Below are 16260 nucleotides of genomic sequence, written 5' to 3' on the forward strand. Positions count from 1 at the left end.
GTTGACATGCTTTTTGGGTTCTTCCGTTTCTTATTTCGAATCCTTTTCCGCATTCGCATCACGGGCGATCTTCAGTCCCTGAACGGCGAGCGCGTTCTTATTACGCCTAACCATGTGTCTTTTATTGATGGCATTCTGCTGGCTCTCTTTCTGCCGGGACGCCCCGTCTTTGCGGTCTACAGTTCAATTAGCCAGAAATGGTATATGCGCAAGCTCGCCCCCTTTATTGATTTCGTTCCGCTGGATCCGACAAAGCCGATGATGATTAAACATCTGGTGCGTCTGATTGAGCAGGGCCGTCCGGTGGTGATCTTCCCTGAGGGGCGCATTTCGGTAACGGGTTCGTTGATGAAAATCTACGATGGCGCGGGCTTTGTGGCGGCAAAATCAAAAGCGACCGTGGTTCCGCTGCGCATTGAGGGGGCTGAACTTACGCCCTTCAGTCGCCTGAAAGGGCTGGTCAAACAGCGCCTGTTCCCGCAGATTACGCTGCATATTTTACCGCCCACCACGCTGCCCATGCCCGAGGCGCCGCGCGCGCGCGACAGACGCAAGATAGCGGGCGAGATGCTGCACCAGATCATGATGGAAGCACGGATGGCGGTACGTCCGCGCGAAACGCTTTACGACGCCCTGCTTACGGCGCAGTACCGGTACGGTGCCAATAAGCCCTGTATTGAAGATATCAACTTCACGCCTGACACCTACCGCAAGCTTTTGACCAAAACGCTTTTTGTCGGGCGAATTCTGGAAAAGTACAGCAAGCAGGGCGAGAAAATTGGCCTGATGCTGCCGAACGCCGGGATCAGCGCGGCGGTGATTTTCGGGGCCGTGTCGCGGGGACGCATTCCGGCCATGATGAACTATACGGCGGGGGTGAAAGGGCTAACCAGCGCGATTACCGCGGCGCAAATCAAGACCGTGTTTACCTCGCGCCAGTTCCTTGATAAAGGCAAACTTTGGCATCTGCCGGAGCAGCTTACCCAGGTCCGCTGGGTCTACCTCGAAGATCTTAAAGCCGATGTGACGACTGCCGATAAGCTGTGGATTTTTGCTCATCTGCTCGTCCCGCGTCTGGCCCAGGTAAAACAGCAGCCCGAGGACGCCGCGATCGTGCTCTTTACCTCGGGCTCCGAAGGACACCCGAAAGGGGTGGTTCACAGCCATAAAAGTCTTCTTGCCAACGTCGAGCAGATCAAAACCATCGCGGACTTTACCGCCAAAGATCGTTTTATGTCTGCGCTGCCGCTGTTCCACTCTTTCGGTCTGACCGTTGGGCTCTTTACCCCGTTATTCACGGGCGCAGAAGTGTTTCTTTACCCCAGCCCGCTGCACTACCGTGTGGTGCCGGAGCTGGTGTATGACCGAAACTGCACCGTTCTGTTTGGTACCTCCACTTTCCTTGGCAACTATGCGCGCTTTGCTAATCCTTATGATTTCTTCCGCATTCGCTACGTGGTGGCGGGGGCAGAAAAACTGCAGGAGAGCACGCGCCAGATCTGGCAGGATAAATTCGGTTTACGCATTCTGGAAGGGTATGGCGTGACCGAGTGCGCCCCGGTTGTCTCCATCAACGTACCGATGGCCGCCAGGCCCGGCACGGTGGGGCGCATTCTTCCTGGAATGGATGCGCGTCTGCTGGCCGTACCGGGGATTGAGGAAGGGGGACGCCTGCAGCTGAAAGGCCCGAATATCATGAACGGCTATCTGCGTGTCGAAAATCCGGGCGTGCTGGAAGCGCCAACGGCAGAAAATGCCCTCGGCGAAACCGAGCACGGCTGGTACGACACGGGCGATATTGTCCGGTTTGACGAGCAGGGGTATGTGCAGATTCAGGGGCGTGCGAAACGGTTTGCGAAAATAGCAGGCGAAATGATCTCCCTTGAAATGGTGGAAATGCTGGCTTCTGCGGTCTCACCGGAAAAAATGCATGCTACGTCGGTGAAAAGCGATGCCAGTAAAGGCGAAGCGCTGGTGCTGTTTACCACCGACAGCGAACTGAAACGGGACGCCTTGCTTCAGCACGCCCGTGCGCAGGGGATCCCTGAGCTGGCCGTGCCAAGAGACATTCGCTATCTGAAGCAGTTACCGGTCCTCGGGAGCGGAAAACCCGATTTTGTCACCCTTAAAGGCATGGTCGAACAGGCGGAACAGCATAATGCATAAGTCAGTGCACACTAACGACTCTATCTGGTCGAGAGGGATGATGGCGGTTACCGCCGCGCAGTTCCTGTCGGCCTTTGCGGATAATGCGCTGCTGTTTGCGACGCTGGCCTTACTCAAGGCGGAGTTTTATCCGGACTGGAGTCAGCCCATACTGCAGATGGTGTTTGTGGGCGCTTACATTGTTTTCGCCCCGTTTGTCGGGCAAATCGCCGACAGCTTCCCGAAGGGACGGGTGATGATGTGCGCCAATACGCTCAAGCTGGTCGGTGCAGCCAGCATCTGTTTTGGCGTCAATCCCTTTATCGGCTACACCCTGGTAGGCATTGGCGCGGCGGCCTATTCTCCCGCCAAGTACGGCATCCTGGGCGAACTGACAACCGGCGATAAGCTGGTTAAAGCAAACGGTCTGATGGAGTCCTCGACCATCGCGGCCATCCTGACAGGCTCCGTGGCAGGCGGCGTGCTTGCTGACTGGCACGTGCTGGCCGCGCTCGGCGTCTGCGGCGTCGTCTATGCGGGGGCAGTGGCGGCAAACCTGTTTATCCCGGTGCTGCCTGTCGCCCGTCCGGGACAGTCCTGGCATGTCCGCCCCCTGACGGCCCGCTTTTTTGACGCCTGCCGCGTACTGTGGCGCAACGGTGAAACCCGCTTCTCCTTGTTGGGCACCAGCATGTTCTGGGGGGCGGGGGTTACCCTTCGCTTCTTACTGGTGCTGTGGGTGCCCGTCGCGTTGGGAATAACCGATAACGCCACGCCAACTTATCTGAACGCGATGGTTGCCGTCGGGATTGTCGCCGGTGCCGGTATTGCGGCGAAACTGGTGACGCTCGACACCGTGGCGCGTTGCATGCCCGCTGGGATCCTGATTGGCGTGGGGGTGCTGTTCTTTTCTCTGCAACATGCCCTGCTGCCCGCATACGCGCTGCTGATGCTGATAGGAATGCTCGGGGGATTCTTTGTCGTGCCGCTCAACGCCTTGCTGCAGGAGCGTGGCAAACAAACGGTAGGGGCAGGAAATGCGATTGCCGTACAGAATCTCGGGGAGAACATTGCCATGCTGCTGATGCTGGGCCTCTATTCGCTGGCCGTTAAGGCGGGCGCGCCTGTCGTGGGCATTGGCGTCGGGTTTGGCGCACTTTTTGCGCTGGCAATCAGTGGGTTGTGGATCTGGCAGCGTCGCCGTTAAGTTTGATGCCCGGCAATGATTTCGTCGCCGGGCACGATTAATGACCTACGGTGCCGGATAGGTATAAACCTGATGCACCGCTTCAATCTCCGCTAACACCTCTTCACTCAGCTCAAGGTGGAAGCTTTCAACGTTCGTTTTCAACTGCTCCAGAGACGTCGCCCCGAGTAAGGTACTGGCGACAAACGGCTGGCGACGGACAAAGGCCAGCGCCATCTGCGCCGGATCCAGACCGTGATGTCTGGCGATATCCACATACGCCGCAATGGCCTTTTGTGTCTGCTCGCCGCTGTAGCGTGTAAAGCGCTCAAACAGCGTGTTACGCGCTCCCGCAGGCCTTGCACCATTCAGGTACTTGCCGGTGAGGGTTCCGAACGCCAGACACGAATACGCCAGTAACTCTACCCCTTCAAACTGACTCACCTCGGCAAGACCGACTTCATAGCTGCGGTTCACCAGGCTGTACGGGTTTTGAATCGTCACAATGCGGGGCAGGTCGTGTTTGTCCGCCAGATGCAGGTAACGCATCACGCCAAACGCGGTCTCATTTGAGACGCCGATGTAGCGGATCTTCCCGGCACGCTGGCATTCCGTTAGCGCTTCCAGGGTTTCCAGCAGCGATACCGCTGGCGCCGTGTCGCTCCAGGTGTAACCCAGTTTGCCAAAACAGTTGGTTGGGCGCTGCGGCCAGTGAACCTGATATAAATCGAGATAATCGGTTTGCAGTCGCTTCAGGCTGGCATCCAGCGCCTCGCGAATATTTTTGCGATCAAGGATCTGGTTCTGACGAATGCCCGTGTCGTTATTGCGCGACGGGCCGCTCACCTTAGAGGCAAGAACCAGTTTTTCACGGTTACCGTGCTTCGCCAGCCAGTTGCCGACAAAGGTTTCCGTTAACCCCTGCGTTTCCGGGCGCGGCGGCACGGGGTACATTTCCGCGACATCAATCAGGTTAATTCCCTGGCTGACGGCGTAATCAAGTTGAGCATGGGCATCGGCTTCGCTGTTTTGTTCACCAAATGTCATCGTGCCCAACCCCAGTTGGCTTATCTCCAGAGAGCTGTGGGGGATACGGTGATAATGCATAGCCGGCTTCCTTTACTGTAGGCGTCAGGAACTCCCCGACGAAGGAATATAAACATGGCAGAGGGGAAGCAAAAGGGGAAGGGAAAAAACAAAAAGGCCAGTAACCCACTGACCTTTATCTGTTCGTCATCGGATTAACGTTCGATGATTTGCGAAACATCATCGCGGTTAATCTGCATATTGTTACCCTGCTGATCGCGGTAGCTTACCAGACCGGTATCATCATCAACCTGAGGCTTACCGTCGGTCAAAATCATTCGTCCATCTTTGGTAGCCATCACGTAATCGCTACTGCAACCCGAAACAGCGCATGCCAAACCCACTGCCGAGATCAACACTGCCCATTTTTTCATCATTATCATCCTCATCTGGCTCGTATCCAATCATAGTGTAGTAATACCCTGATAATTCGACAGGTGAAAGCGGTAAAATCTTAAAAGCTACGTGAAAATGTTTGATTCGTCGCAAAACCATGACAAAACGTCTGTTTTCAGAAAAAATGCCGCGCCAGCAGCGCACCGGTAAAATTCTTCTTAAGGTAAAAGCCCCGTGGCAGGGTGAGGATAGGTTCGCCGTGCGTTCCAATTGCTTCAGTGAGCGCTTTACTGTTCGCCGCCTTGGGACGAAGCTGTAACACTTCGCCATGGCGGGCGGTAATGCGCTCTACCTGACCCAGCACGATCATATCCATTAACTCTTCCCAGTCCTGGCGTAACTGATGCTCTTCTTCTTCGCTGGGGCTCCATAAAAGCGGGGCGCCGACCCGACGTTCAGCCAGCGGGATAAGCCGTTCGCCTTCGACGGGGACCCACAGCACGCGTTTCAGCTTATGTCTTACGTGACTGTATTCCCAGGTCACGCCCGTATTGCCCGTGAGCGGGGCAACGCAGACAAAGGTGGTTTCAAGCGGCTTCCCCTGGCTATTAATAGGGATCGTTTTTAGCTCAACGCCCAGGGCGGCGAAATCCTGCTCCGGTTTGCTCCCCGCGCTGGCGCCCAGCCAGGTTTCCAGCAAGATGCCAGTCCAGCCCTTATCACGCTTAAGATCTTTCGGTATGGGCAAGCCTGCCTGCACCGCAAGTTCGCCCAGCGTATAGCCCGCGACGCGCTGCGCCTGGTGTAATAACTCTGCTTCGCTCGTGGGCGGCGATGATAATGGTCTTAGCGGGAGCATGTTATAAACCCTTGGTTAAAAAATGAACTGCATTAGTCTCTGTTGTGGATAGAGTTTATCTTTTCTAGTCGGTATATCACAGGCCTATGATTCATCTGCTTTTTTTCGATTTTTCGTGGCGTCAGATTTTGTTCCGGAAAAGGTTGTCCCATTCTGGTCACTGGCAATGAACAGGATCTTACACCATGTTATCCACAGAAAAGTGGGATAACTGAGAATAACCCCGACTACTGGTTCCATTTACAGCCTTGACGTGCGATGAAAATCCAATTTTCACACAAATTGTGACTAACTTATTGGCACAATCTGTGGATAAAACCGACGCTGTTCGATCTTTCATCAGTAGAAAGATCTCCTGTGTGACGATCGTCACGTTATGCACCGATGTTGATTCAAAATGACATGTAACTTAATGATAAAAATGAGATAAATGCGTTGCGCAATTTCTCGGAGATTTCCGAGGCTTCAGGTTGTCCATCGGTAATTCCATACTTCTTCACAAGTATATCCACAGAAAAAGTGAATAAAATGGCCTCCGGGCGTGCTCATCTGTTTATAACTTGAGTGAAAATTGTGAGTTATTCAAATGTTATTCCGTTGCAGGCCTGTAAGAGAGTGGTTTACCGCCTCACTGGAGTGTGAAACAATCGTTTGTATATCAGGTTTAGTTTGAGGTAGTCCGGTGATTGATGACGATGGCTACCGCCCGAATGTAGGTATCGTAATTTGTAATCGTCAGGGCCAGGTTATGTGGGCAAGACGGTATGGTCAGCACTCCTGGCAATTTCCACAAGGTGGAATCAACCCAGGAGAGTCCCCAGAACAAGCGATGTATCGGGAGCTGTTCGAAGAAGTCGGCTTAAGCCGAAAAGATGTTCGCATCCTGGCTTCGACCCGCAACTGGTTGCGTTACAAGTTACCGAAACGTTTGGTGCGTTGGGACACAAAGCCGGTTTGTATCGGCCAGAAACAAAGATGGTTTCTTTTGCAATTGGTAAGCAACGATTCAGAAATCAATATGCAAACCTGCAGCACGCCAGAGTTCGACGGCTGGCGCTGGGTGAGCTACTGGTATCCGGTTCGTCAGGTCGTCTCATTTAAGCGCGACGTTTACCGTAGGGTGATGAAAGAGTTTGCAAGTGTGGTTATGGCGCTTCAGGAAACCGCTCCTAAGCCGCAAAGCGCACCTGCCTGGCGACGTAAAAGAGGTTAAGCTACGCAAATCATGCTCACCCGCTTGCGAGAAATAGTTGAGAAGGTAGCCAGCGCGCCTCGTGTGAACGAAGCGCTGGATATCCTCGTCACTGATATCTGTCTTGCGATGGAAACCGAAGTCTGTTCGGTCTATCTGGCCGACCATGACCGGCGTTGTTACTATCTGATGGCAACTCGCGGGCTGAAAAAGCCGCGGGGTCGTACCGTTGCGCTTGCGTTCGACGAGGGCATCGTGGGGCTGGTTGGACGCCTGGCTGAGCCCATTAACCTTGCGGATGCTCAAAAACACCCCAGCTTTAAATATATCCCTTCCGTTAAAGAAGAGCGTTTTCGCGCCTTCCTTGGCGTGCCTATTATTCAGCGCCGCCAGCTGCTTGGCGTTCTGGTGGTGCAACAACGAGAAATACGGCAATACGATGAAAGCGAGGAGTCCTTCCTCGTCACGCTCGCCACGCAAATGGCGGCCATTCTGTCGCAATCTCAGCTCGCCGCCTTGTTCGGCCAGTACCGTCACACGCGCATTCGGGCGCTGCCTGCCTCGCCTGGCGTCGCCATTGCCGAAGGCTGGATGGATGCCACCCTGCCACTGATGGAGCAGGTGTATGAAGCGTCAACGCTGGATACGGCCCTGGAACGCGAGCGGTTAACGGCGGCGCTGGAAGAGGCCGCGGGCGAATTCCGGCGTTACAGCAAACGCTTTGCGGCCGGGGCGCAAAAAGAGACGGCGGCGATATTCGATCTCTATTCGCATCTCCTTTCCGATGCGCGGCTGCGGCGTGAGCTTTTTGCGGAGGTGGACCAGGGTTCAGTCGCCGAATGGGCGGTGAAAAAGATCATTGAGAAATTCGCCGAGCAGTTCGCCGCGCTGACGGATGGCTATCTGAAGGAGCGCGCAGGCGATCTCCGCACGCTGGGCCAGCGCCTGCTGTTCCATCTCGATGACACGACGCAGGGCGCGGATGCCTGGCCAAAACGGTTTGTTCTGGTCGCTGATGAACTCTCTGCGACTACGCTGGCGGAGCTGCCGCAGGATCGTCTTGCCGGGGTGGTTGTCCGGGATGGCGCGGCCAACTCCCATGCAGCGATCATGGTTCGTGCGCTGGGCATTCCCACCGTGATGGGCGCCGATGTACAGCCCTCGGTTCTGCATCGTCGCACGCTGGTGGTGGACGGCTATCGCGGCGAGCTGCTGGTGGATCCTGAGCCCGTGTTGCTGCAGGAATATCAGCGCCTCATCAGCGAAGAAAACGAATTAAGCAAGCTGGCAGAAGATGACGTGAATCTCCCCGCGCAGTTAAAAAGCGGTGAGCGCATCAAAGTGATGCTGAACGCGGGTCTCAGCCCGGCACATGAAGAAAAACTCGGTAATCGCATCGACGGCATTGGGCTGTATCGCACCGAGATCCCTTTTATGCTGCAAAGCGGTTTTCCGTCTGAAGAAGAGCAGGTCGCGCAGTACCAGGGCATGTTGCAAATGTTCAATGACAAACCCGTGACGCTGCGAACGCTGGACGTGGGGGCGGATAAGCAGCTGCCTTATATGCCTATCAGTGAAGAAAATCCCTGTCTGGGATGGCGAGGTATCCGCATCACGCTCGACCAGCCGGAGATCTTTTTGATCCAGGTGCGCGCCATGCTGCGTGCCAACGCCGCGACGGGCAACCTCAGTATTCTTTTGCCGATGGTGACAAGCCTGGATGAGATCGATGAAGCGCGTCGTCTGATTGAACGTGCCGGTCGCGAAGTGGAAGAGATGATCGGTTATGCGATCCCGAAACCGCGCCTGGGGGTCATGCTTGAGGTCCCTTCAATGGTCTTTATGCTGCCCCAGCTGGCAAACCGCGTCGATTTTATCTCGGTCGGGACGAACGATCTCACCCAGTATATTCTGGCGGTCGATCGTAACAATACCCGGGTTGCCAGCATGTATGACAGCCTTCATCCGGGCATGCTGCGTGCGCTGGCGATGATTGCGCGTGAAGCCGAACAGCACGGGATCGATTTGCGTCTGTGCGGTGAAATGGCCGGGGACTCGATGTGCGTGGCTATCCTGATTGGATTAGGTTTCCGCCATCTGTCGATGAATGGCCGTTCCGTGGCGCGGGTAAAATATCTGCTGCGGCATATCGATTATGCCGATGCGCAGGCGCTGGCCCGACGCAGCCTTGAGGCCCAACTGGCGACGGAGGTTCGTCATCAGGTGGCGGCCTTTATGGAGCGTCGCGGTATGGGCGGGCTTATTCGCGGTGGTCGGTGATCGCCACGGGCTCTCCCGGCGAGCGGGCCAAAGCCGAACAAAACTCTATACACATCTTTTACATCTCAATCGCATCCCCGACGCCTGCCTTGTGCTATGATTCGCAGCTTTGGAGCGTCGGTTTACGCCGTTCGCGATTCTCTACCGCTGTCCATTTTCAGCGGAATAACAAGAACTTGTGGTGACAGATGAACAGTGGTTATCTGCATTTTCCGGAATTTGATCCGGTCATATTCTCTATCGGGCCGGTGGCACTTCACTGGTACGGCTTGATGTATCTTGTCGGTTTCATTTTTGCCATGTGGCTGGCGGGTCGTCGTGCCGGTCGTCCAGGCAGTGGATGGACCAAAAATGAGGTAGAAAATCTGCTCTATGCGGGCTTCCTGGGCGTGTTCCTGGGCGGACGTATCGGCTATGTGATGTTCTACAACTTCCCGGTCTTCCTGAACGATCCTCTCTATCTGTTCCGCGTCTGGGACGGGGGAATGTCATTCCACGGTGGCCTGATTGGTGTGATTCTGGTGATGGTGATTTTTGCCAAACGCACGAAACGCAACTTCTTCCAGGTGGCTGATTTCATTGCACCGTTGATCCCGTTTGGCCTGGGCGCCGGGCGTCTGGGGAACTTCATTAACGGTGAGCTGTGGGGGCGTGTTGACCCAAGCGTTCCGTACACCATGCTCTTCCCTGCATCCCGTGCCGAGGATCTGGCGCTGCTGCCATCGCACCCGGAATGGCAATCCATTTTCGATACCTACGGTGTACTGCCGCGCCATATGTCACAGCTGTACGAGCTGGCGCTGGAAGGGGTCGTGCTGTTTATCATCCTGAATATCTTTATCCGCAAGCCACGCCCAATGGGCGCTGTATCAGGCCTGTTCCTGATCGGTTACGGCGCGTTCCGTATCATCGTAGAATTCTTCCGCCAGCCGGATGCGCAGTTCACGGGTGAATGGGTGCAATACATTAGCATGGGGCAGATCCTCTCCATCCCAATGATTGTCGCGGGTGTCATCATGATGATTTGGGCGTATCGTCGTCGTCCACAGCAACAACTTTCCTGAGGAACCATGAAACAGTATCTTGAGTTGATGAAAAAAGTGCTCGAAGAGGGCACGCCGAAAAACGACCGTACCGGGACCGGTACGCTCTCCATTTTTGGCCACCAGATGCGCTTCAATCTGCAGGAAGGCTTCCCTCTGGTGACAACCAAGCGCTGCCATTTGCGCTCGATCATTCATGAACTGCTCTGGTTCCTGCAAGGCGATACCAACGTTGCCTATCTGCATGAAAACAATGTCTCCATCTGGGATGAATGGGCAGATGAAAAGGGCGATCTTGGGCCGGTATACGGTAAGCAGTGGCGTGCCTGGCCAACGCCAGATGGCCGCCATATCGATCAGATCGCAACCGTGCTTGAGCAGTTGAAAAACGATCCCGATTCACGTCGTATCATCGTTTCGGCGTGGAACGTGGGCGAGCTGGATAAGATGGCCCTGGCCCCGTGTCACGCCTTCTTCCAGTTCTACGTTGCTGACGGCAAGCTCTCTTGCCAGCTCTACCAGCGCTCCTGCGATGTGTTCTTAGGCTTACCTTTCAATATCGCCAGCTACGCGTTGCTGGTGCATATGATGGCGCAGCAGTGCAACCTGGAAGTGGGTGATTTCGTCTGGACCGGTGGTGATACCCATCTTTACAGCAATCACATGGAACAGACGCATCTGCAGCTGACCCGTGAACCCCGTGCGTTGCCGAAGCTCGTCATTAAGCGTAAACCGGACTCACTCTTCGATTATCGTTTCGACGACTTTGAGATTGAGGGCTATGATCCCCACCCTGGCATCAAAGCGCCTGTTGCTATCTGACGCAGTATCCTGACACAACCGGTGCTTATCAGCGCCGGTTTTTTTTGGCCCGCGTTTTACTTTTGCGAGCGGCTTTCCACTTTGTTGTCATGCAGTTGCAACGACACAGATTTCCCTGATAACCCCTCGCAAACCTCTTTTTTTGCCCTCGTTTTTCAAATGGGTGCGCAGCACACTTCCTGCATGAAAAACGAATGCGGCTTTACCTTAATCGAAACCATGGTGGCAATCGCGCTTGTCGTCACGCTCAGCGCGACAGGGCTTTATGGCTGGCAGAGCTGGCAGGAACAGCAGCGCTTGTGGCAGGCCGCGCATCAGATACGGGATTACCTTATGGAAGTCAGAAGTGATGCGAATAATCACAACAGGGACCATAGCGTTGTGCAGAGGTCAGACGGCCAGGGTGGCTGTTTAACGATTTCGACAATACTGGATTGCCATTCTGGCGGGGCCTTAGTCCTGCGTGCGATCTGGCCCGACGTAACCGTTGCGGAAATCACCCCCTCGCTGACGTTTTATGGACGTAACGATACCGCCTGGGCCGGACATATTCGGGTACGCAGTCGCGCCGGGGAATGGCTGATTATCGTTTCAAACCTGGGGCGAATCAGAATGTGCAGCAGTACAGGACAAGACACGTGTCAGTAAATTCGCGCGGGTTCTCCCTGACCGAAGTGCTGATTGCGATGGCCATCGGCAGCTTATTACTGCTCAGTTCCGCCCGATTTCTGCCAGGACTGCAGCAGGCCATTTTGCGCCAGGAAGCGAAGCAGGACCTGGAAGAGGATATCTGGCTAAGGGTGATGGCGATAGGCAAGCAAATTCAACGAGCGGGATACTGTGTCGGCCAGTGTCAGGGCCGGGGGATATTTATCAGTCAGGATGGACAATGCGTCATTGTTCAGTGGGATGCCAACAGTAACGGCCAGTGGGAGAAGACGCCAAAGGCAGAAGCTGAGCAGACCGGGTTTAGGCTGGCATCCGGCGTGCTGGAAACGCAGCGCGGGGCCACGCACTGTGAGGGAAAAGGATGGGACAAATTAACCGATCCGGACAGGGTGTTCATACACAATTTTTCTGTTCGACAACATGCGCTGGCTGGATTTTCACCCGAATTTGTCATCGCGCTGAGCGCCTCGCGTAAGGGCTACGATAGCTCATCGGTTCAGGTAGTGCATCATGTCACGGGGTTCAATCTGTGAGTCGCCAGCAAGGGATGTCGTCGCTGTCGCTGGTGTTGCTGCTGATGCTTCTCGGCAGCCTGATGCTGGCAGGACTCAATCAGCAACTTGATGCGTTTAGCCGTGTGGTCGCGCGTGAAAGCCAGTCGCTCCAGACCCAGGCGAACGTGCAGTCGGCGCTGGAGTGGGGACGGCGACAACCCTGGTCGATACACCAGGGCAGCCAGTGCCGCAGCGAAGGCACCTGGCGGGCGTGTCTGCGTCTGTTAAGCGACAACCGCGTATTGCTTATCGCCAGTAGCGGCGATGGTGTGCTGTGGCAGGGAGGCGAGCTCGTTGAGGGGAGCGTGCTTTTATCCCCGCATGGATGGAGTGATTTTTGCCCGCTCAGGGAGGCTGCACTATGTCAGCCCCGTTAAGCAGACAAAAAGGTTTTAGCATGGTGGAAGTTTTAATGGCGATGGTGTTGATGGTCATGATTGTCACGGCGTTATCAGGCTATCATCGTGCCCTTGCCAGCCGCTTCACGCTGTACAATCAGTACCGACAGCTGTGGCACCACGCCTGGAATCAGGCGCAATTATCGGCAAACAGTCTGCCTGCGGGCTGGCAGGTTAAGCGGGTGCAGACAACGCAGGCTGGATGTGTCAGCATCACGGTCACGGTTATTTCTCCTCTGGGACGGCAGGGTCAGATGACACGCCTGCATTGTCCGTTAAGCCAGTAGTCGGGAGCATGTATGTTAAGGGTCTACCACTCAAATCGTCTGGATGTGCTGGAAGCACTGATGGAGTTTATCGTCGAGCGCGAACGGCTTGACGATCCTTTTGAGCCAGAAATGGTGCTGGTGCAAAGCACGGGCATGGCGCAATGGCTGCAAATGTCCCTGTCGCAAAAATTTGGTATCGCCGCCAATATCGATTTCCCGCTTCCGGCAAGCTTCATTTGGGACATGTTCGTACGTGTTCTGCCAGACATCCCGAAACAGAGCGCGTTTAATAAGCAAAGCATGAGCTGGAAACTGATGTCGCTCTTGCCCACGATGCTGGAGCAGGATGCCTTCACCATGCTGCGCCATTATCTTAATGACGATACCGATCAACGTAAGCTGTTCCAGCTGGCTACACGTGTGGCGGATCTCTACGATCAGTATCTGGTCTATCGTCCCGACTGGTTGACCCGCTGGGAGAGTGGGGCGCTTGTGGACGGACTGCCTGAAGCCCAAATCTGGCAGGCACCCCTCTGGAAGGCGCTGGTCGACTACACGGAAGAGCTCGGTCAGCCTCAGTGGCATCGTGCGAACCTCTATGACCGTTTTATTTCGACGCTGGAAAATGCATCGGAAACGCCTGCTGGCCTGCCTTCACGCGTGTTTATCTGTGGTATTTCCGCACTGCCGCCCGTTTATCTCAATGCGTTAAAAGCACTGGGTAAACACGTGGATATCTATATTTTGTTCACGAATCCCTGCCGCCATTATTGGGGCGATATTCAGGATGGACGCTGGCTTGCGCGTCTGGTATCCCGTCAACGTCGTCGTATTTTTGAAGAACGCTCAATTCCCCTCTTTAAAGACAGCACCAACGTTGAGCATCTTTTTAACGAAGATGGCGTCCAGAACTTACCCAATCCCCTGCTGGCCTCATGGGGAAAACTGGGACGCGATTACATTCATATGCTGTCGGATATCTCTTCTTCCGGCGAGGGGGATGTAGATGCCTTTGCCGATATCACGCCAGACAGTCTGCTGCACAATGTTCAGCTGGATATCCTTGACCTTGAAAACCGGGCAGTGGCGGGGATCACCGCCGAAGAGTTTGCCAGAAGCGATCTGAAACGCAGGCTTGATCCAGACGATCGTAGCGTGACGCTCCACGTTTGCCACAGCCCGCAGCGGGAAGTGGAGATTCTGCACGATCGCTTACTAGCGATGCTGCAGGACGATCCCGACCTCACTCCGCGCGATATTGTGGTGATGGTGGCCGATATCGACAGCTACAGCCCCTATATTCAGGCTGTTTTTGGCAGCGCAACAGGAGAGCGATACCTGCCTTATGCGGTTTCTGATCGCCGGGCGCGTCAGTCACATCCTGCGCTTCAGGCTTTTGTCAGCCTGCTTTCCCTGCCGGATAGCCGCTTTATCTCAGAAGATGTGCTGGCCTTGCTGGATGTCCCCGTGCTGGCGGCGCGTTTTGATATTAATGAAGAGGGTCTGCGCTTTTTACGTCAGTGGGTCAATGAATCCGGCGTGCGATGGGGTATTGACGATGACAACGTACAGGAATTCCAGCTGCCTGCAACCGGACAACACACCTGGCAATTTGGCCTGACGCGCATGCTTCTTGGCTATGCGATGGAAAGCAGCCAGGGCGAATGGAAAGACGTTCTGCCCTATGATGAGTCGTCCGGGCTTATCGCCGAACTGGTGGGCCATCTTGCTGCGCTGCTGATGCGCCTGAACTACTGGCGCCGTGAGCTTAACCAGCTGCGTACGCTGGAAGAATGGCTGCCCGTATGTCGGGCCATGCTGAATGATTTCTTCCTGCCGGACAGCGAAACCGAAGCGGCGATGGCGCTGATTGAACAGCAGTGGCAGGCGATCGTCGAAGAAGGGGTTTCATCACAATACCATGAAGCCATACCGCTATCGTTACTGCGGGATGAACTCACGCAACGTCTCGATCAGGAGCGTATCAGCCAGCGTTTTCTGGCAGGGCCAATCAATATTTGTACCCTGATGCCGATGCGTTCAATTCCCTTTAAAGTGGTCTGCCTGCTTGGCATGAACGACGGCGTTTATCCTCGCGCGCTTGCGCCTTTAGGTTTCGATTTGATGACGCAGGCGCCGAAACGCGGCGATCGCAGCCGACGTGACGATGACCGCTACCTGTTCCTGGAAGCCTTAATTTCCGCGCAGCAGAAACTCTATATCAGCTATATCGGGCGATCCATACAGGATAACAGCGAACGCTTCCCGTCGGTGCTGGTACAGGAGCTGATCGATTACATCGGGCAGAGCCATTACCTTCCGGGTGATGAGATGCGTAACTGTGATGAAAGTGAGCAACGCGTGATTGCGCATATTACCGTTAACCATACGCGTATGCCCTTCGACCCACTGAATTTTGAACAGAATGAACAGCAGAGCTATGCGCGAGAATGGCTGCCGGCTGCAAAAAAAGAGGGCATCGCGCAAACCGCGTTTATCCAGGCGCTGGAACCTCTTTCGCTGACAACGCTCACCTTCGACCAGCTTCAGCGCTTTTGGGCGCACCCAGTACGCGCCTTTTTCCAGCAGCGCTTGCAGGTTAATTTCCGTTCAGAAGAGAGTGATATTCCGGATGCGGAGCCTTTCACGCTTGACGGGCTGGAACGCTATCAACTCAATCAGCAGCTGCTGAATGCGCTGGTTGAAGAGGAAGAGGCACAGGCTTTATTCCGGCGATACCGGGCGGCAGGGCAATTGCCTTATGGGGCCTTCGGCGAAATTATCTGGGATGCGCAGTGCCAGGAAATGCAGGCGCTTGCACAGCGGGTGATGACGTGCCGTCAGCCGAGCGAAAGTCTCGAAATCGATCTTACCTGTAACGGTGTTCACCTTACCGGCTGGCTCCAGCATGTTCAGCCGGACGGTTTACTGCGCTGGCGACCTGCCATGCTCAGCGTTTCACAAGGATTGCAACTCTGGCTCGAACATCTTGTCTACAGTGCGAGTGGATATGAAGGCGAAAGCCGCATGTTTCTGCGTAAGGACGGTGAGTGGCGGTTCCCGGCAATAGACGCCGATCGCGCTTTAGCCTACCTGTCGCAATACATTGAGGGCTATCGCCAGGGTATGACCACTCCCTTGCTTCTGCTCCCAGAAAGTGGGGGGGCGTGGATAAAAGCTTGTTACGATGCGCAAAATGATGCCATGTTAACGGACGAGGCCTCGCTGCTGAAAGCGCGCAGCAAGTTTTTACAGGCCTACGAAGGGAATATGATGGTGCGTGGAGAGGGTGAAGATGTCTGGTATCAGCGCTTATGGCGAACGCTTGAACCCGAGTACTTTGACGCGATCACTTTAGAAGCGCAACGCTACCTGTTATCGCTATTCAAATATAGTCAGTCATGATGATTGTATAAAAATT

At 54.9% G+C, this 16260-nt stretch carries 14 protein-coding genes; 11 read left to right on the top strand and 3 right to left on the bottom strand.

Annotation, left to right across the window (positions count from 1 at the left end; all coding sequences use genetic code 11):
• Nucleotides 1-6: 6 nt before the first annotated feature.
• Nucleotides 7-2166 (top strand): bifunctional acyl-ACP--phospholipid O-acyltransferase/long-chain-fatty-acid--ACP ligase, encoded by a 2160-nt coding sequence (gene aas / locus LZP96_RS16795; protein WP_064327244.1) that lies wholly within the window; start codon nt 7-9, stop codon nt 2164-2166.
• Nucleotides 2159-3352: a lysophospholipid transporter LplT gene (gene lplT, locus LZP96_RS16800; protein WP_064327243.1), complete on the top strand. Its 1194-nt coding sequence runs from the start codon at nt 2159-2161 to the stop codon at nt 3350-3352. Before aas ends, lplT begins: the two co-directional genes overlap by 8 nt.
• A 45-nt stretch (nt 3353-3397) precedes the next feature.
• Here lplT and LZP96_RS16805 read toward each other — a convergent pair whose 3' ends face one another.
• From LZP96_RS16805 to mutH, 3 genes are all read right to left on the bottom strand, one after another.
• The gene (locus tag LZP96_RS16805; RefSeq protein WP_064327242.1) at nt 3398-4438 is read right to left on the bottom strand and encodes an NADP(H)-dependent aldo-keto reductase; all 1041 of its coding nucleotides are present in this window, start codon (nt 4436-4438) and stop codon (nt 3398-3400) included.
• A 134-nt stretch (nt 4439-4572) separates the two neighbouring features.
• Nucleotides 4573-4791: a YgdI/YgdR family lipoprotein gene (locus tag LZP96_RS16810; RefSeq protein ID WP_064327241.1), complete on the bottom strand. Its 219-nt coding sequence runs from the start codon at nt 4789-4791 to the stop codon at nt 4573-4575.
• 137 nt (nt 4792-4928) lie between these two features.
• Nucleotides 4929-5612 (bottom strand): DNA mismatch repair endonuclease MutH, encoded by a 684-nt coding sequence (gene mutH, locus LZP96_RS16815; RefSeq protein WP_064327240.1) that lies wholly within the window; start codon nt 5610-5612, stop codon nt 4929-4931.
• 682 nt (nt 5613-6294) lie between these two features.
• Here mutH and rppH point away from each other — a divergent pair.
• The 9 genes from rppH (at nt 6295) to recC (ending at nt 16244) form a co-directional block, all read left to right on the top strand.
• Nucleotides 6295-6825, top strand: a complete 531-nt coding sequence (gene rppH / locus LZP96_RS16825) for an RNA pyrophosphohydrolase (protein ID WP_064327239.1) — start codon at nt 6295-6297, stop codon at nt 6823-6825.
• Between the two features lie 12 nt (nt 6826-6837).
• A complete protein-coding gene (gene ptsP, locus LZP96_RS16830) occupies nt 6838-9084 on the top strand; it encodes a phosphoenolpyruvate--protein phosphotransferase (RefSeq protein ID WP_064327238.1) in 2247 nt (748 codons plus the stop codon).
• Between the two features lie 188 nt (nt 9085-9272).
• Nucleotides 9273-10148 carry a prolipoprotein diacylglyceryl transferase gene (gene lgt / locus LZP96_RS16835; RefSeq protein ID WP_064327237.1) on the top strand — a complete coding sequence of 292 codons (876 nt, stop codon included), beginning with the start codon at nt 9273-9275 and terminating at the stop codon, nt 10146-10148.
• A 6-nt stretch (nt 10149-10154) separates the two neighbouring features.
• Nucleotides 10155-10949, top strand: coding sequence for a thymidylate synthase (thyA, locus tag LZP96_RS16840; RefSeq protein WP_064327236.1), 795 nt, complete (start codon nt 10155-10157; stop codon nt 10947-10949).
• 183 nt (nt 10950-11132) lie between these two features.
• Nucleotides 11133-11597, top strand: coding sequence for a prepilin peptidase-dependent protein (locus LZP96_RS16845; protein WP_258926177.1), 465 nt, complete (start codon nt 11133-11135; stop codon nt 11595-11597).
• Nucleotides 11588-12151 (top strand): prepilin peptidase-dependent protein, encoded by a 564-nt coding sequence (locus tag LZP96_RS16850; RefSeq protein ID WP_258926178.1) that lies wholly within the window; start codon nt 11588-11590, stop codon nt 12149-12151. Before LZP96_RS16845 ends, LZP96_RS16850 begins: the two co-directional genes overlap by 10 nt.
• A complete protein-coding gene (locus LZP96_RS16855; RefSeq protein WP_258926179.1) occupies nt 12148-12549 on the top strand; it encodes a DUF2509 family protein in 402 nt (133 codons plus the stop codon). Before LZP96_RS16850 ends, LZP96_RS16855 begins: the two co-directional genes overlap by 4 nt.
• On the top strand, nt 12534-12857 hold the full coding sequence (locus LZP96_RS16860; RefSeq protein WP_258926181.1) for a prepilin-type N-terminal cleavage/methylation domain-containing protein: 324 nt from the start codon (nt 12534-12536) through the stop codon (nt 12855-12857). Before LZP96_RS16855 ends, LZP96_RS16860 begins: the two co-directional genes overlap by 16 nt.
• Nucleotides 12858-12869: 12 nt before the next feature.
• Entirely contained in the window at nt 12870-16244 is a 3375-nt protein-coding gene (gene recC, locus LZP96_RS16865; RefSeq protein ID WP_258926182.1) for an exodeoxyribonuclease V subunit gamma, read from the top strand.
• Nucleotides 16245-16260 lie beyond the last annotated feature (16 nt).

Source organism: Huaxiibacter chinensis (genome assembly GCF_022171985.1).
Taxonomy (GTDB): domain Bacteria; phylum Pseudomonadota; class Gammaproteobacteria; order Enterobacterales; family Enterobacteriaceae; genus Enterobacter; species Enterobacter chinensis_A.